The 16,934-nt window shown below is 52.2% G+C and carries 16 protein-coding genes; all 16 read left to right on the top strand.

Features of this window, described 5'->3' with window-relative positions; all coding sequences use genetic code 11:
- Positions 1-256: 256 nt before the first annotated feature.
- Positions 257-1,417, top strand: coding sequence for an ADP-forming succinate--CoA ligase subunit beta (gene sucC / locus GT003_RS09135; protein WP_161696705.1), 1,161 nt, complete (start codon positions 257-259; stop codon positions 1,415-1,417).
- A 57-nt stretch (positions 1,418-1,474) separates the two neighbouring features.
- Positions 1,475-2,404, top strand: coding sequence for a succinate--CoA ligase subunit alpha (sucD, locus tag GT003_RS09140; protein ID WP_161696707.1), 930 nt, complete (start codon positions 1,475-1,477; stop codon positions 2,402-2,404).
- A gap of 165 nt (positions 2,405-2,569) precedes the next feature.
- Positions 2,570-3,685 (top strand): DNA-processing protein DprA, encoded by a 1,116-nt coding sequence (dprA, locus tag GT003_RS09145; RefSeq protein WP_161696709.1) that lies wholly within the window; start codon positions 2,570-2,572, stop codon positions 3,683-3,685.
- A gap of 29 nt (positions 3,686-3,714) precedes the next feature.
- Entirely contained in the window at positions 3,715-5,814 is a 2,100-nt protein-coding gene (gene topA / locus GT003_RS09150; protein WP_161696711.1) for a type I DNA topoisomerase, read from the top strand.
- Positions 5,815-5,850: 36 nt separating this feature from the next.
- The gene (gene trmFO / locus GT003_RS09155) at positions 5,851-7,197 is read left to right on the top strand and encodes an FADH(2)-oxidizing methylenetetrahydrofolate--tRNA-(uracil(54)-C(5))-methyltransferase TrmFO (RefSeq protein WP_161696713.1); all 1,347 of its coding nucleotides are present in this window, start codon (positions 5,851-5,853) and stop codon (positions 7,195-7,197) included.
- A 188-nt stretch (positions 7,198-7,385) separates the two neighbouring features.
- Positions 7,386-7,931, top strand: coding sequence for an ATP-dependent protease subunit HslV (gene hslV / locus GT003_RS09160; RefSeq protein WP_161696715.1), 546 nt, complete (start codon positions 7,386-7,388; stop codon positions 7,929-7,931).
- A 78-nt stretch (positions 7,932-8,009) separates the two neighbouring features.
- The gene (gene hslU, locus GT003_RS09165) at positions 8,010-9,416 is read left to right on the top strand and encodes an ATP-dependent protease ATPase subunit HslU (protein WP_161696717.1); all 1,407 of its coding nucleotides are present in this window, start codon (positions 8,010-8,012) and stop codon (positions 9,414-9,416) included.
- A 33-nt stretch (positions 9,417-9,449) separates the two neighbouring features.
- The gene (codY, locus tag GT003_RS09170; protein WP_161696719.1) at positions 9,450-10,220 is read left to right on the top strand and encodes a GTP-sensing pleiotropic transcriptional regulator CodY; all 771 of its coding nucleotides are present in this window, start codon (positions 9,450-9,452) and stop codon (positions 10,218-10,220) included.
- A gap of 248 nt (positions 10,221-10,468) precedes the next feature.
- Positions 10,469-10,879: a flagellar basal body rod protein FlgB gene (gene flgB / locus GT003_RS09175; protein WP_161696721.1), complete on the top strand. Its 411-nt coding sequence runs from the start codon at positions 10,469-10,471 to the stop codon at positions 10,877-10,879.
- A gap of 2 nt (positions 10,880-10,881) precedes the next feature.
- On the top strand, positions 10,882-11,331 hold the full coding sequence (gene flgC, locus GT003_RS09180; protein ID WP_161696723.1) for a flagellar basal body rod protein FlgC: 450 nt from the start codon (positions 10,882-10,884) through the stop codon (positions 11,329-11,331).
- A gap of 37 nt (positions 11,332-11,368) precedes the next feature.
- Entirely contained in the window at positions 11,369-11,671 is a 303-nt protein-coding gene (gene fliE, locus GT003_RS09185; RefSeq protein ID WP_161697297.1) for a flagellar hook-basal body complex protein FliE, read from the top strand.
- A 43-nt stretch (positions 11,672-11,714) separates the two neighbouring features.
- The gene (fliF, locus tag GT003_RS09190) at positions 11,715-13,286 is read left to right on the top strand and encodes a flagellar basal-body MS-ring/collar protein FliF (RefSeq protein WP_161696725.1); all 1,572 of its coding nucleotides are present in this window, start codon (positions 11,715-11,717) and stop codon (positions 13,284-13,286) included.
- Between the two features lie 11 nt (positions 13,287-13,297).
- A complete protein-coding gene (fliG, locus tag GT003_RS09195) occupies positions 13,298-14,308 on the top strand; it encodes a flagellar motor switch protein FliG (protein WP_161696727.1) in 1,011 nt (336 codons plus the stop codon).
- Positions 14,301-15,119, top strand: a complete 819-nt coding sequence (locus GT003_RS09200; RefSeq protein ID WP_161696729.1) for a FliH/SctL family protein — start codon at positions 14,301-14,303, stop codon at positions 15,117-15,119. The genes fliG and GT003_RS09200 overlap by 8 nt, the downstream gene beginning before the upstream one ends.
- Positions 15,109-16,443: a flagellar protein export ATPase FliI gene (gene fliI, locus GT003_RS09205; protein ID WP_161696736.1), complete on the top strand. Its 1,335-nt coding sequence runs from the start codon at positions 15,109-15,111 to the stop codon at positions 16,441-16,443. Before GT003_RS09200 ends, fliI begins: the two co-directional genes overlap by 11 nt.
- Before the next feature lie 9 nt (positions 16,444-16,452).
- Positions 16,453-16,899, top strand: coding sequence for a flagellar export protein FliJ (gene fliJ, locus GT003_RS09210; protein WP_161696739.1), 447 nt, complete (start codon positions 16,453-16,455; stop codon positions 16,897-16,899).
- Positions 16,900-16,934: the final 35 nt, after the last annotated feature.

Genomic DNA, 16,934 nt, shown 5'->3' on the forward strand with positions numbered 1-16,934 from the left:
TTATATTCATTGTATAGCGAACAAGTGTTCGTTGTCAATATTTTGTAGAAGTTTGGAAATACTAGTCTCTGTATCAATACATCTCCAACTTGAATGAAATAAGAATGCTTTCATATCGATATGAGATGAAACTGATATCAAAAAAGGTGGCTTTCAATCCTAAAAAATTAGGAAAGCCATGACGAATCATGTTACAATACTTATTGGTTTTGTGTACATACGTAGGATTTAACTGCGGATAGGAGGGTTTTCGTAAATGAATATCCATGAGTATCAGGGTAAACAAGTGCTGAAGCAATATGGGGTAGCCGTACCGGAAGGCAAAGTGGCATTCTCCGTTGACGAAGCTGTAGAAGCGGCAAAATCGCTGGGAACGCCAGTCGTTGTCGTCAAAGCGCAAATTCATGCGGGCGGCCGCGGTAAAGCTGGCGGCGTCAAAGTCGCTAAAAACTTGGATGAGGTACGCGAATACGCCAGCCAAATCCTTGGCAAAGTGCTCGTCACTCACCAAACGGGCCCGGAAGGCAAAGAAGTTAAACGTCTGCTCGTCGAGCAAGGCTGCGACATTAAGAAAGAATATTACATCGGTCTTGTCGTTGACCGCGTTACGGGACGCATCGTTATGATGGCTTCCGAAGAAGGCGGAACGGAGATCGAAGAGGTCGCGGAACATTCCCCGGAGAAGATCTTCAAGGAAGTCATCGATCCGGCCGTGGGTCTGCAAGCATTCCAAGCGAAGAAGCTAGCTTATGCAATCAACATTCCGAACGAGCTCGTAAACAAAGCGGCTAAATTCATGCTTTCGTTGTACTCGGCGTTTGTTGATAAAGACTGTTCCATTGCTGAAATCAATCCGCTTGTCGTTACCGGCGACGGAAACGTTATGGCGCTTGACGCCAAGCTGAACTTTGATTCCAATGCGCTGTATCGCCACAAGGATATCCTGGAGCTGCGCGACTTGGAAGAAGAAGACGAGAAGGAAATTCAAGCGTCCAAGTTTGATCTGAGCTACATCGCGCTGGATGGCAATATCGGCTGCATGGTTAACGGCGCGGGTCTTGCTATGGCGACTATGGATATTATCAAATATTACGGCGGCGACCCTGCCAACTTCCTGGACGTAGGGGGCGGCGCTACGAAAGAGAAAGTAACGGAAGCGTTCAAAATCATTCTCTCCGATGAGAAGGTTAAGGGCATTTTCGTCAACATCTTCGGCGGAATCATGAAATGCGATATTATCGCAGACGGCGTTATTTCGGCGGCGAGAGAGCTCGGTCTGGATCGTCCGCTCGTCGTTCGCTTGGAAGGCACCAACGTAGAACTTGGCAAGAAAATGTTGAACGAATCCGGACTAAACATCGTTGCTGCTGACTCCATGGCCGACGGTGCACAGAAAATCGTCGCGCTTGTGAAGTAAGACAAATGTTGTCGCATTTCGGCGGCATACGAATTTATTTAGGGGATGTGAGTTTCGATGAGCATTTTGGTAGGCAAAAACACTAAAGTCATTACCCAGGGCATCACAGGCGCCACAGGGTTGTTTCATGCGAAGGGCGCCCTGGAATACGGTACCCAAATGGTTGGCGGCGTTACGCCGGGCAAAGGCGGAACCAATGTTGATATTACGCTGGAGAACGGATCTGTCGTATCGCTGCCGGTCTTTAATACGGTAGTCGACGCGGTTGCCAAAACCGGCGCTACTGCATCCGTAATCTACGTACCTCCTGCATTCGCGGCAGACTCCATCATGGAGGCCGTCGACGCAGAGCTTGACTTGGTTATCTGTATTACGGAAGGTATTCCGGTCATCGACATGATTAAAGTAAAACGGTACATGGAAGGCCGCAAAACGCGCCTGATCGGTCCGAACTGTCCAGGCGTTATCACGCCGGGCGAATGCAAAATCGGAATCATGCCGGGATACATTCATACGAAGGGTCACGTAGGCGTCGTTTCCCGCAGCGGAACGCTGACTTACGAAGCCGTTCATCAGTTGACGACTCGCGGCATCGGACAATCCTCCGCGGTCGGTATCGGCGGCGACCCGGTTAAAGGGTCCGAGTTCATCGATATCCTGAGCATGTTCAATGATGATCCGGATACGTATGCCGTCATCATGATCGGCGAAATCGGCGGCTCCGCGGAAGAAGAAGCGGCCGAATGGGTAAAGGCGAATATGACGAAACCGGTCGTAGGCTTTATCGGCGGCGCAACTGCTCCTCCGGGCAAACGCATGGGACATGCCGGCGCGATCATCTCCGGCGGTAAAGGTACGGCAGCCGAGAAAATCGCAACGCTTGAGAAATGCGGTATCCGCGTATCTCCTACGCCATCGGAAATGGGTTCCACGCTTGTCGGCGTTCTCGAAGAACGCGGCATGCTGGAGAAATGCAAAACGCACTAACTGTAACGTAACCGCATAAGTTAGATTCAAAGGTAAGCAACCTTTCCAACTCCCTTTCGGGGGTTAGGAAGGTTGCTTTTTTTATCTCAAATTCGAAATGACTTGCTTTCTTTGTGCTGCTCAAGCACAATAGGATGCGGGTCCTTGACAAAAGGGGACTGAATGATGAACGAGACGAAGAAGAAAAATGATGCGCTTATTACGCTGCACGAAACACCGGGCATCGGCTGGCAGTCGATACGAAAGGCAGTCGAATGCGGTCAATGGACCGCCTATGAACGGTACGCCGTTGAAGCTTGGGTGTCTGCGGTTGGCTTGAAACCCGAGCAGGCAAGAGCTCTAGCGAATGCGTTCGCCACGGTAGATCCTTTAGCAAGGCAGCAGGCTGCCTCGTTGAAAGGTGTGACGCTCATTACCTACTTCGATGAAGCCTATCCGGATTTGCTTAGGCAATCGCCGCAGCCGCCTTGGGTGGTCTATGCGATCGGCCGATTGGATCTCTTGCAGAAACATTCGATCGCAATCGTTGGAACGAGAAATCCGACCTCTTATGGAAGGAAGACGGCTTCAATGCTAGGTCGCGAGCTGTCGGAGAGCGGTATTACCGTCGTTAGCGGGCTTGCAAGGGGCGTAGACGCGATGGCGCATGAAGGAGCGTTGAACGGGCATGGAGGTACGATTGCCGTCCTGGGGACGCCGGTAGAACGCGTATATCCAGCAGAGAATCGTTTTCTTTACGATCGGATAGCCAAGCAGGGGCTGATTCTGTCCGAAGTTCCGCCCGGAACACCGTTCCATCCCGGCCTATTTCCCCTTAGAAACCGCATCATTGCCGGGCTTTCATTAGGTACGGTCGTCGTAGAGGCTGCTGAACGTAGCGGCTCATTGATCACGGCCGATCAGGCCTTGGAGATGTCTCGCGACGTATTCGCTGTACCAGGGCCCGTTTCTTCGCCGAAGAGTGCGGGAACGAATGGGCTAATTCGACAGGGGGCCAAGCTCGTAGGCACGTGCCGGGATATTCTTGAAGAGTACGAAGGCCGATATGATTTTCTTGACTCGACCGGTTCAGAGCAGCCAAATTCAGCGGTCGAAACCGACATTTCGCTTACCGAAGAGGAAGCATTCATTTACCGACTCTTGCAGGATGAAGCACGTACAACGGACGAATTACATGAGCTCACATCCTTTCCGTTTGGACTTTTGCATTCAGTTCTGATAAATTTAACTATAAAACGGAAGATTGAACAACATCCCGGTTCCATATATAGTGTATTGTAATCAAAAGCAGTGGAGAGGAGGGCGCAGCTATGGCGGATTCACTTGTCATTGTAGAATCGCCGGCAAAGGCGAAAACGATAGGAAAATACCTTGGCAGCAAGTTCATCGTAAAAGCATCGATGGGCCATATTCGAGATTTGCCCAAGAGCCAGATTGGCGTGGAAGTGGAAAATGATTTTCATCCCAAATATATAACGATTCGGGGAAAAGGCAGCGTCCTTAAGGAATTAAAGGACGCAAGCAAAAAAGTAAAAAAAGTTTATCTCGCAGCTGACCCCGACCGCGAAGGTGAAGCGATCGCCTGGCATCTGGCGCACTACCTTGAAATCGACGAGAGCGATACCTGCCGTGTCGTATTTAATGAAATTACGAAGCAGGCGGTCAAGGATGCGTTCAAGACGCCGCGGCCGATTAACATGGATTTGGTGAACGCCCAGCAGGCAAGACGGATTCTCGATCGTCTCGTCGGGTACAAGATCAGCCCATTATTATGGAAGAAAGTCAAAAAAGGCTTATCTGCCGGCCGCGTTCAATCGGTTGCGGTCAAGCTTATCATCGATCGGGAGAACGAGATCGACGCGTTCGTGCCCGAAGAATATTGGAGCATTACCGCACAGCTGAAAAAAGGCTCGTCAACGTTCGAAGCGAAGTTTTATTCGTTGAACGGCGAAAAAATCGACCTTGGAAACGAAGCGACCATGCAGACGGTGCTCGATGCCATGGGTACGTCGCCTTTTACGGTCAACGAGGTGAAGGAGAAAGAACGACTGCGCAATCCGGCGGCCCCGTTCACGACAAGCTCCTTGCAGCAGGAAGCGGCAAGAAAGCTAGGCTATCGCGCTTCTAAAACGATGTCGGTGGCACAGCAGCTTTATGAAGGCGTCGAGCTTGGCAAAGAAGGAACCGTCGGTCTCATTACCTACATGAGAACGGATTCGACGCGCATATCGCCAATCGCCCAGGAAGAAGCCAAGGGCTACATCGAAGAGAAGTACGGCCCGGCATTCTTCCCGGAACAACCTCGCGTATATGCGAAAAAGAACAGCAATGCTCAAGACGCCCACGAAGCCGTACGGCCGACTTCCGTGCTGCGGGACCCCGACTCCATGAAGGAATATCTGAGCAGGGATCAATTCAGACTTTATAAACTCGTATGGGAACGGTTCATTGCCAGCCAAATGTCATCGGCTGTCCTGGATACGATGACAGTCGACTTCGGAGTCGGCAGCGGAGCCGTATTCAGAGCCGTCGGTTCGAAGGTGAAGTTTCCGGGCTTTATGAAAATCTACGTCGAAGGCAATGATGACGGCACGACGGACGAAGAGAAATTCCTGCCGCCGCTGGCAGTCGAAGAGTCGATCCAAGCGGAATCCGTGGAGCCGAAGCAGCATTTCACGCAGCCTCCTCCTCGTTATTCGGAAGCCCGCCTTGTACGCATGATGGAGGAGATCGGAATCGGCCGCCCGAGTACGTACGCGCCGACGCTCGAGACTATTCAGAAGCGCGGTTATGTAGCGATGGAAGAGAAGAAGTTCATCCCTACGGAGCTCGGCGACCTCGTCATTCAAATGATGGAAGAGTTCTTCCCGGAAATATTGGATGCGGAATTTACCGCCCATATGGAAGAAGACCTTGACCACGTCGAGGATGGCAAGGAAGACTGGGTTCGCGTACTCGGCAACTTCTACGAATCGTTCGAGAAGCGGCTCGAAGTCGCGGAAGAGGAAATGAAAGAAGTCGAGCTGCAGGATGAGATTTCGGATGAAATCTGCGAGAAATGCGGGCGGCATTTGGTCTTCAAAATGGGTCGGTTCGGCAAGTTTCTCGCATGCTCCGGATTTCCCGACTGCCGGAATACAAAACCGATCGTCAAGGACATCGGCGTTACCTGCCCGAAATGCAACGAAGGCAAGATCATTGAGCGCCGAAGCAAGAAAGGCCGGTATTTCTATGGATGCGATCAATATCCAGGCTGCGATTATGTGTCCTGGGATAAGCCATCCGCCAAGCCTTGCCCGAACTGCGGCGGTTTGATGGTAGAGAAGCGCAATCGAAGCGGCGTGAAGCTCGCTTGTACGCAATGCGAACATAACGAAGAAGTGCTCGACGAGTCGGAATCCGCAGACTAGCAGGCGGGGCTCAGAAGTGAAAGGAAGGTAAGCGCAGTGTCAGATATACAACGTGTAACCGTCATCGGAGCCGGCCTTGCGGGAAGCGAAGCCGCATGGCAAATCGCTTCGCAAGGCGTCCCGGTAACTCTCTATGAAATGCGGCCGGCTACCAAAACGCCGGCTCACCATACAAATCAATTCGCGGAGCTCGTCTGCAGCAATAGCTTGCGCGCGAACGGACTCGCCAATGCGGTTGGCGTACTCAAGGAAGAAATGCGCCGTATGAACTCTCTGATCATGGACAGCGCGGATCGTAATGCCGTTCCGGCTGGAGGCGCGCTCGCCGTAGACCGTGACGGGTTTTCCGGCGACATTACCCGGACATTGAAAGAGCATCCGCTCATCGACGTTCGCATGGAAGAAATCACGGAGATTCCAACGGAGGGGATCGTTCTTATTGCTACCGGTCCACTGACCGCTCCGCGTCTGTCGGCTCAGATCCAATCGTTATTGGGCGAGGAATATTTCTACTTCTATGATGCGGCGGCGCCGATCGTAGAGAAAGATTCCATCGACATGTCGAAGGTATATTTGGCCTCCCGTTACGATAAGGGAGAAGCGGCGTATCTGAATTGTCCGATGACCGAAGAGGAATTCGACCGCTTCCACGAAGCGCTGATTACCGCGGAAACGGCCGAAGTAAAGGAATTCGAGAAAGAGCAGTATTTCGAAGGTTGCATGCCGATCGAAGTCATGGCAAGCCGAGGCAAGCAAACGGCGCTGTTCGGACCGATGAAGCCTGTCGGACTTATCAACCCGCACACGGGCAAGCTCCCGCATGCAGTGGTTCAATTGCGTCAAGACAATGCGGCGGGTACCTTATACAATTTGGTAGGCTTTCAGACGCATCTCAAATGGGGCGAGCAGAAACGGGTACTGGCATTGATTCCGGGGCTTGAGAATGCGGAGTTCGTCCGCTTTGGTGTCATGCACCGAAATACGTTCATCAATTCGCCGAAGCTGCTTAAGCCGACTTATCAGGCGAACAACCGGGAAAACCTGTTTTTCGCGGGCCAGATGACCGGCGTTGAAGGGTATGTCGAATCGGCCGCTTCGGGCCTTATTGCCGGCATTAATGCCGGGCGGCTTGCCAAAGGCTTGGAGCCGGTCGTCTTCCCGGCCGATACGACGCTTGGCAGTATGGCGCAATATATCACGACGGCGGATTTCAAGCATTTCCAGCCGATGAATGCTAATTTTGGTCTATTCCCGCCGCTCGAGAAGCGAATGCGCAGCAAGAAGGACAAGAATGAAGCGATTGCGAACCGGGCGCTCGAGCAGTTAGCTCGTTTCCAAGAGACGCATATAACCGGAAGCGGGACAGCACAAGAAGCACTTTAGGAGTAGCAGACAAGCAGCTCTTGGGTCAGCGACAGATCAGCGACAGCGGCAGCATCGAGGAAACAGCGGCCGCTGTTTCCTTTTATTTGAAATTTTTGCAAAACTCAAGCTATTCTTACGAATCGAAGTAAGGGATCTACATAAAGTACCTTCTACGCTCGAATCGATTATCGAAGGAGGCATTACGAATGAACATGGAATTTCATGCTACGACCATATGCGCGGTTCGGCATAACGGAAAAGGGGCCATCGCCGGCGACGGGCAAGTGACGTTCGGCAACAGTATGGTAATGAAGCATCACGCCAAGAAAGTACGCCGTCTATACCGAGGGCAGGTCATTGCCGGCTTTGCAGGATCCGTCGCCGATGCGATTGCTTTGTTCGAGAAGTTCGAAGGCAAGCTGGAAGAGCATCACGGCAATCTGCAGCGCGCTGCCGTCGAGTTGGCCAAGGATTGGCGCTCCGACCGTGTCCTGCGCAAGCTGGAGGCGATGATGATCGTTATGGACGCTACAGGCTTGCTGCTTATTTCAGGCGGCGGAGAGATCATCGAACCGGACGACGGCATTCTCGCAATCGGTTCCGGAGGCAGCTTCGCACTTGCGGCAGCCCGTGCTGTGCGACAGCATGCACCGCATATGGAAGCGAAAGAAATGGTCAGATCCGCGCTGGAGATCGCTGCGGATATCTGCGTGTTCACCAATCGCAATATTATCGTGGAAGAAATCGAATAGACTGCCCGCAATCCATGTAACGACTAATGGAACGTCTGATCTGCTGCTCGTAGAAGAATCGAATTGGAGGGGTAATGGATGCCAAACGAAGCATTGACACCAAGACAAATCGTGACGGAGCTCGATAAATATATCGTGGGACAAAAGCCGGCCAAACGCTCGGTTGCAGTCGCGCTTCGCAATCGTTATCGCAGGGGACGCCTTGATGAAGCGCTCCGGGACGAAATCGTACCGAAAAATATTTTGATGATCGGACCGACGGGCGTCGGTAAAACCGAAATCGCCAGAAGACTGGCTAAGCTGGTCAATGCGCCCTTCGTCAAGGTAGAGGCAACAAAGTTCACGGAAGTCGGTTATGTCGGACGCGACGTGGAATCCATGGTCCGGGACTTGGTGGAAACGGCAATTCGGATGGTGAAGCTGGAAAAGACGGAGAAGGTGAAGGATAAAGCGGAGGCATTGGCGAATGAACGAATCGTCACGCTGCTTGTTCCATCGTCCGTGAAGGCCAAGTCGTCGAAGAACCCGCTCGAGATGTTATTCGGTAATTCCAATGCCGAAAAAGAGCCTGAAGCGGAACCAGCGGAAAGTGCATCGGTCATCGAACGGCGCAAGCAGGCGAAGGAGCAGCTCGCCGCGGGCAAGCTGGAGAACGAGATCATCGAGATCGAGGTCGAGGATCATTCGCCGAACATGCTGGATATGCTTTCTGGACAAGGCAACGAGGGTATGGGCATGGGGGCGAATATGCAGGAGCTGTTCGGCCAGCTCATGCCGAAGAAATCCAAGAAACGCAAACTGCCGGTCAAAGAAGCCCGTAAAGCGCTTATTCAAGAAGAGGCGAATAAGCTGATTGATATGGACGATGTCATTGCAGAGTCCGTCAGCCGAGCGGAGCAGTCGGGTATCGTGTTTATCGACGAAATCGATAAAATAGCAAGCTCTTCGCGCGGATCCGGGCCTGATGTATCGCGTGAAGGCGTACAACGGGACATTTTGCCAATCGTGGAAGGTTCGACGGTAATGACGAAATACGGTCCGGTCAAAACGGACTATGTATTGTTTATTGCTGCAGGCGCGTTCCATATGGCGAAGCCATCGGATTTGATTCCGGAGCTGCAAGGACGGTTTCCGATCCGTGTCGAATTGACGAACTTAAGTCTTGATGATTTTGTAAAGATCCTCACGGAGCCGAAAAACGCGCTCACGAAACAATATACCGCATTATTGGAAACAGAGGGCATTACGATTACGTTCTCTGACGAAGCGGTGCTCGAACTTGCCTCGATCGCAGCGGAAGTGAACAAGAACACGGAAAACATCGGCGCAAGACGGCTTCATACCATTTTGGAGAAGCTTCTTGAGGATCTATCTTTCGAGGCGCCGGAGCTATCGCTTGAGCATTTGACCATCACGCCGGAATACGTGCGGGAGAAGCTCGGCAATATTGCGAAAAATCGCGATCTGAGTCAATATATACTTTAAGGAACGGACAGGGAAAGTAGGGGGCATACAGCAATGATTTTATTGGCAAAAACAAGAACGCTTAACCGGCTGCTGCAACGGGCGGCCGGCGGAGCGCTCAGTTTCCGGGAGATGGCGGAGGTACTTTGTACCACGATTCAGGCAGACGTATTCGTCGTAAGCCGTAGAGGAAAGGTGCTGGGATGTGCGGCGGCGGGTCCTTATCAACACGAGCAGCTCCGCGCGCTGCCGCCGGGCGATCTTCGTTTTTCTCCTGAGAGTAATGACCGTTTTATGAGCATGCAAGAGACGGCGACGAACGTGAAGCCCGATATCGGCATTGCGGAGTCGTTTCCGATGATGGCCGCGCCGGATATTATGACCGTCGTGCCGATCGTTGGCGGCAGGGACCGCCTGGGCACGCTGATACTTCTAAGAAGCTCGGAGTCTTTCGGCGATGACGAGCTGATATTGGCCGAGTACGGCAGCACGATTGTCGGCATGGAAATATTGCGTGAACGGGCCGAAGAGATTGAGCAGGAAGCCAGAAGCCGAACTGTCGTAGCAGTTGCCGTAGGCTCCTTGTCCTTCAGCGAGCTGGAAGCGGTTGAGCATATTTTCGATGAGCTTGACGGGAAAGAGGGCCTGTTGGTTGCTTCCAAAATCGCGGATCGGGTAGGCATTACACGTTCTGTCATCGTAAACGCGCTGCGCAAGCTCGAAAGTGCCGGCGTCATCGAAACGAGGTCCTTGGGCATGAAAGGGACCTATATCCGAATTTTGAATACCCAGCTCCTTCAGGAGCTCAAAAAGAATAAAAGCTAGCTTTTCCGTTCATTATTACAAAAACCATTCAAAAACCAGTACAAATAGCCTGTTTTTTGGTCCTATCTTCGACAAAGATAGGGCTTTTTTCTTATTGTAATAAATTAGGAAGTTGAGGAAGATTAGGTTGTTATAATCTTCGACAAGAGTTTCTCATAATTTTCATTTTTCTTTGTCGAAAAAAGAAGGATATGGTAAGTATTTTGTTGAATTACTCAAATATCAGACGATGAAAGCGGGGTTTTTCAGTGAATTTGTTGAATGGCCCGGAATTCGGTCGAATGCAGGGCGCCTTAAATGCTGCGGAAATGCGCCAACGCGTCATTTCCAACAATATTGCCAATGTAGATACGCCAAAATTTAAGCGTTCCGAGGTCGTATTCGAGCAGCTGCTAGAGCAAAGCATGGGATCCGGGAGGTTTCAAATAGCCGGCAAGCGGACGGATCCAAGACATATTCCCATCGGATCTTCAGGTACCGTGCCCCAGGCTCAGATCGTTACGAATGAAACTAGCGTCATGAACAACGACGTCAATAATGTAGATGTCGATCGCGAGATGTCTCTGCTCGCGAAAAATCAATTGAATTACAATTTCTACGTGCAGCAAATTAACCACGATGTGAAAATGATGCGCATCGGGATCGAAGGGAGAAGTTGATGATGAGACTGACGAGCGGGTTTGATGCCAGCGCCTCCGCGCTGACAGCCCAGCGTCTGCGGATGGATGTCATTTCTTCGAACATTGCGAATGCAGAAACGACAAGAGCCTCCTATGCAAATGGACGCTATGAGCCTTACAAACGCAAAATGGTCGTACTCGAGCCTGGCGCTCAATCGTTCGCCGATACGTTAAACGGTCAGATGAACGGGTCCGGCAATGCGCCCGGCGTGAAAGCGACGAAAATCATCGAGGACTCCACGCCTTCGAAGCTCGTGTACAACCCTACGCATCCGGATGCCGATGAGAACGGGTATGTAAAGATGCCTAACGTGGATGTATTAAAGGAAATGGTGGATATGATCTCAGCTTCCCGTTCCTACGAGGCGAACGTGACTGCGCTCAACGCCAGCAAAGGCATGTTTGTCAAAGCGCTTGAGATCGGCAAGTAAACAGAGATAACGCGGAGGGATACCCTTGATTAACCCCATGACGCTTAACACAGTGCAGTCACAAATTCTTAAGCCTATCCAAACCAATACCCCCGGCATTTCCTCAACACCGGCGGATCTTACAAAAACGTTCGGTGATTTCCTTCAAAATGCACTTGACGGCGTCAGCGCCCAAGAACAAAACGCACATACCATGAACGATCAATATTTGCTCGGCAATGTCGATGTATCACAAGTCATGATTGCGAGCGAACAGGCAGAGCTCGGATTGCAGCTTACCTCACAAATCCGCAATAAAGTGATAGAAGCTTATCAGGAGATCATGCGGATGCAACTCTAATGGCATTTCAACAAGCATTGGAAGCTAACAGTGAGGTGGAATCGTGAACGAGAAATTTGCCCAATATCGAGCGAAGACCGCTCAGTATTGGAGAGTATTGGAGAAAAAACAGAAAATTTGGTTGGGCGCTTCGGCCGCCATCCTTATCTTAACGATCATATTGTTGACGCTGCTGTTCTCGAAGACGAATTACGAGGTAGCTTTCCGCGATTTGGACAGCACGGATGCGGCGGCAGTCATGGAGTACCTGGATTCAGGCAAAATTCCGTATAAGCTGTCGGATGCGGGACAAACGATATCGGTCCCTACTGCGGATGCTGCCCGCGTAAAAGTGGAAGCAGGCTCGCAAGGCATTATTCGCAACGGTTCGATCGGCTTTGAATCCTTCAATGACAGTTCTTCGATGTTCGGTTCTACCGATCGTGAGTTTGACGTGAAATACAGAAGCGCGTTGAACGGGGAAATTCAGCGATTGCTGAATGACATGCAAGGCGTGCAGAAGTCGAACGTACTGGTGAATCTGCCGGAATCGACGCCTTTCATGACTACGGAAGAGAAAGAGCAGGCTTCCGCTTCGATCATGATTACGATGCGCCCGGGATACCGTCCGACGCAGAAGGAAGTAGACGGCTATTACAATCTCGTGAAAACGTCGATCCCTAACATCAAGCCGGAGAATATAACGATCTCCAGTCCCGAAGGTGAACTGCTCGCATCGAGCGAAGTCGGAGGCGGCGGCATCGGCGGCGATCTGCTGGAGACGCATTACCAAGTCCAGCGCAAGTACGAGAACGATATCAAGCAAAAAATACAGACATTCCTAGGCCCGATGGTAGGGATGGACAACTTGGTCGTCAGCGTGTCCAGCTCCATCAACTTCGATAAGAAGAAGTCGGAGCAGCAGCTGGTATCACCGCTGGAAGACAACAACAACAACGGAATCGTGGTCAGCGAAGCCTCAACGAACAAGTCCGCAACCGGCGGAAGCTCGGGAGCAGGCGGCGTTGCGGGAACGGGAGAAACCGACGTTCCGGGCTACGAGGCCACCAACAGCAGTTCGGGAGGAAGCTCGGAAGAGAGCACTCGAACGACGAACTACGATTACAACAAGAACAATGTTCAAATCGAATCCGGTCCCTATGTAATTAAAGATCTCTCTATTAGTATCGGCGTTGAAAAGTCAAAATTGAGCGCCGACGCAAAAACGGAGATGGGTAATATGGTCGCCAATCTTGTCCGCTCCCAGTTGGTCGAGTCGGGACAGGATGTAAATAATGACGCGTTGATCGATAAGAAAGTTTCGATCATGGCGCAAAGTTTTATTGACAATGGCGGTGCTTCTTCATCTTCGGCGTTATCCACAGGCTGGCTGGCAGGCATCGGTTTAGCGGCACTGGCACTGATCGGCGGTCTCGGCTATGTCGTCGTCCGCCGCAGAAAACAAGCTGCATTGGCTGAGGAAATGGCTGCAGTCCCGGGAAAAGTGGAGTATCCGACAATCGATTTGGACAGCGTTCAAAACGAAAGTCAAGTTCGCAAGCAGCTTGAAACACTGGCCAAGCGTAAGCCGGAAGAGTTTGTTAATTTACTCCGGACCTGGCTCGTCGATGAATAGAGGTGGCTGAAATGGCAAAGTTACAGGGATTTAGCGGTCGTCAGAAAGCAGCCATTTTGTTAATTTCGTTAGGTCCTGAAGTTTCCGCTCAGATCTTCAAGCATTTAAGAGATGAAGAAATCGAACAGTTGACGCTCGAAATTGCGAATGTGCGCAAGGTAGATACGATTGACAAGGAAACGATTTTGACTGAATTCCATCAAATCTGCGTGGCACAGGAATACATTTCGCAAGGCGGTATCACGTATGCCCGTGAAATTCTGGAAAAGGCGCTCGGCGAGCAGAAAGCGATGGAAGTCATTGGCCGCCTGACCGCGAACTTGCAGGTTCGTCCGTTCGATTTCGCGCGCAAGGCCGATGCTGCTCAAATTTTGAACTTCATTCAGAACGAAAATTCGCAAACGATCGCGCTCGTGCTCTCTTATTTGCAAGCGGATCAAGCGTCCCAAATTCTATCTTCGCTTCCGCAAGAGAAGCAGGCCGAGGTTGCGCGCCGCGTCGCGCTGATGGACAGCACGTCGCCGGAAGTCATTTCGTATGTAGAACGCGTACTCGAACAGAAGTTATCCGCAACCGTTACTCAAGATTACACCAGCGCGGGCGGTATTGAATCAATCGTTCAAATATTGAACGGCGTCGACCGCGGAACGGAGCGTACCATTCTGGATGCCTTGGAAATCCAAGATCCCGAATTGGCGGAAGAAATCAAGAAGCGGATGTTCGTCTTCGAGGATATCGTCAATCTCGACAACCGTTCTATCCAGCGCATCATTCGCGACATCGAGAATGCCGACCTGCAGCTTGCCCTCAAAGTGGCGAGCGAAGAAGTTCGGGAGGCGATTTTCCGCAACATGTCCAAACGAATGGCCGAAACGTTCAAAGAAGAAATGGAATATATGGGCCCCGTTCGGCTGCGTGACGTCGAAGAAGCTCAAACCCGCATCGTAGCGACGATCCGTAGACTGGAAGAGTCCGGCGAGATCATCATCGCCCGCGGCGGAGGGGATGATATCATTGTCTAAGTTGTATAAATCTTCCGATGTCATCTCGGTCGAAGATTTAAAACGGCTAGAATGGTACAACCGCTATGTGAAGCCTGCCCCGGAGCAAACGGAATCGCCTGGTCCGAGCGAGGAGACGCTGTCGCTGCGGGATCAAATCCTGGATGACGCGGAGCACTTTGCGAACCAACGCCTTCAAGAAACCGGCGAGCAAATCGAAGCGATGTATGCCGATGCCCAAGCTCAGATCGACCAATGGTGGCTTGAGCGCCGCCTGCAGGATGACGAGACGCTGGAGCGGATTCGCCAGGATGGATATCAGCTGGGTTTCCAAGAAGGCAAGGACAAGGCCGAGGCCCACGTGCACGCGGAATGGGAAACCATGCTGACGGAAGCGAGAGCCATTCTTGACTCTTCGTTCGAAACGAAGGAGCAAATCATTCAAGAGGCCGAACCGTTCGTCGTGGCGCTGAGTACGGCAATTGCCGAGAAAATCATTCAAAAGCAATTGACCATCGACCCGCAATGGTCGCTCGATATCGTTCGCAAAGCCTTGGAACGGCGCCGCGAGCAAGGCGTGATCACCTTATGCGTATCGCCCGGTCAGCTCGCTTACGTACAAGCCGCGCGAGAAGAGCTGTCGCTTGCCATCGATTCGCAGGCCGAGCTTCAGATCGTGCCGGATGTGACCGTCAAGTCTTTCGGCTGCGTCATTCGCTCCTCGTTCGGAAGCATAGACGCCCGCATCGATACCCAGCTGTCCGAAATCAAGCGGGAGCTGATCCAGCTTGCGTTGCAAGCCGAGGAACGGGGCGGCGACGATGAAAACTAACCGACTGGATGCCGAACGGTACATCGAGCACTTAAGACCGATTGATCCGGTGCGCGTGAACGGCAAGGTTACGCAGGTCATCGGGTTAACCGTCGAATCGGAAGGTCCGGATGCCAGCATTGGCGACGTTTGCCTCATCTATCCCGCGAGGTCAACCAAGCCGCTGAAGGCTGAGGTTGTCGGATTCCGGGACAACAAAGTCATTCTCATGCCGCTTGGCGAGCTTCAATCGATCGGTCCTGGCTGCGACGTAGTCGGTACCGGCAAGCCGCTCAGCGTTCAAGTCGGCTCGGAGCTGCTCGGCAAAGTGCTGGACGGCTTGGGACAACCTCTGGACGGTTCTTACATCTCCAGCCGGATGCCGCATCATTCGACGCATAATCAGCCCAGCAATCCGCTATCGAGGCCGAGGGTCAAGGAACCGCTCAGCATCGGCGTTCGTGCGATAGACGGATTGCTTACCGTCGGCCAGGGACAACGCGTCGGGATCTTCGCGGGATCGGGCGTCGGCAAGAGTACTTTGCTCGGCATGGTTGCCCGCAACACTTCTGCTGACGTGAACGTCATCGCGTTGATCGGCGAACGGGGACGAGAAGTGCTGGAATTCATCGAGAAGGACCTCGGTCCGGAAGGTCTGGCGCGTTCGGTCGTCATCGTGGCGACATCCGATCAACCGGCGCTCATTCGGATCAAGGGCGCCTTGATCGCGACGACGATCGCGGAATATTTTCGAGACCGCGGCATGAACGTCATGCTGATGATGGATTCCGTAACCCGGTACGCAATGGCTTTGCGCGAGGTCGGACTTGCCATCGGCGAACCGCCCGCTACCCGCGGTTACACGCCCTCCGTATTCGCCGCCCTGCCGAAGCTTCTGGAACGGGCAGGGACTGGACAGAAAGGCACGATAACCGCCTTTTACACGGTGCTCGTCGACGGTGACGACATGAACGAGCCGATCGCGGACGCGGTCCGAGGCATCTTGGACGGACACATCGTGCTTAGCCGGGCACTGGCGCACAAGGGGCATTTTCCTGCAATCGACGTATTGGCTTCTATTAGCCGCGTCATGAAGGAAATCGTGCCGGAAGAGCAGCAGGATGCAGCGAACGAGCTCAAGCGATTGCTCGCTATCTATAAAGATTCGGAAGACCTGATCAATATTGGGGCGTACCAAAGAGGTTCGAATGAAAAAATTGATCAGGCTATCGCATCGAACGAAACGATTCAGGCGTATACGCGCCAAAAGACGACCGAAAAGGCCGGTTATGAAGCGTCGCGCGACCAGCTCATCCATGACTTCTATTCTAATCTCGGGAGTTGACACTGATTCATGGCTCGATTTCATTACGCCTATCAGAAGATCGTAGATTTGAAGACAAGCGAGAAATCGCAGGCCGAGTGGCAGCTCTCCATCGTTGTCGGTAAGCTGTCCCAGGAAGAGTCGAGTCTGCAGAAGCTTCAAGAAGAACGCGCATTGTGGTGCGAGAAGCTGCAGCAGGCTTCGCAGCAGGCGGTTCCGTTGTCGGCCATCTTGACGATGCAGAGTTATATCGATTTCTTGGATGACGGCATCCTGCGCAAGCTGCGCGACGTGAAGAAGGCGGAGTCGGCCGTTGAAGCGGGAAGGCGCTTCTTGTCCGATCGCATGATGGACGAGAAGGTATGGCTCAAGACCAAAGAAAATGCCTTGCGGCGATTCCAAGCCGATAGAATGACGAAAGAACAGAATGAGCTGGATGAACTGGCAACCGTCAGGTTCATGTATGCAGCTCCATAACTGACAAGCGGCTTTGCGAATCGGGAGCCATAGCC

The organism is Paenibacillus sacheonensis, assembly GCF_009909195.1.
Classification (GTDB): domain Bacteria; phylum Bacillota; class Bacilli; order Paenibacillales; family Paenibacillaceae; genus Paenibacillus_Z; species Paenibacillus_Z sacheonensis.

Bases quoted from the DNA above. Each gene is read 5' to 3' on its own strand.
- sucC (WP_161696705.1), top strand. From the start codon at position 257: ATGAATATCCATGAGTATCAGGGTAAACAAGTGCTGAAGCAATATGGG.
- sucD (WP_161696707.1), top strand. From the start codon at position 1,475: ATGAGCATTTTGGTAGGCAAAAACACTAAAGTCATTACCCAGGGCATC.
- dprA (WP_161696709.1), top strand. From the start codon at position 2,570: ATGAACGAGACGAAGAAGAAAAATGATGCGCTTATTACGCTGCACGAA.
- topA (WP_161696711.1), top strand. From the start codon at position 3,715: ATGGCGGATTCACTTGTCATTGTAGAATCGCCGGCAAAGGCGAAAACG.
- hslV (WP_161696715.1), top strand. From the start codon at position 7,386: ATGAACATGGAATTTCATGCTACGACCATATGCGCGGTTCGGCATAAC.
- hslU (WP_161696717.1), top strand. From the start codon at position 8,010: ATGCCAAACGAAGCATTGACACCAAGACAAATCGTGACGGAGCTCGAT.
- codY (WP_161696719.1), top strand. From the start codon at position 9,450: ATGATTTTATTGGCAAAAACAAGAACGCTTAACCGGCTGCTGCAACGG.
- flgC (WP_161696723.1), top strand. From the start codon at position 10,882: ATGAGACTGACGAGCGGGTTTGATGCCAGCGCCTCCGCGCTGACAGCC.
- fliE (WP_161697297.1), top strand. From the start codon at position 11,369: ATGACGCTTAACACAGTGCAGTCACAAATTCTTAAGCCTATCCAAACC.
- fliG (WP_161696727.1), top strand. From the start codon at position 13,298: ATGGCAAAGTTACAGGGATTTAGCGGTCGTCAGAAAGCAGCCATTTTG.
- fliI (WP_161696736.1), top strand. From the start codon at position 15,109: ATGAAAACTAACCGACTGGATGCCGAACGGTACATCGAGCACTTAAGA.
- fliJ (WP_161696739.1), top strand. From the start codon at position 16,453: ATGGCTCGATTTCATTACGCCTATCAGAAGATCGTAGATTTGAAGACA.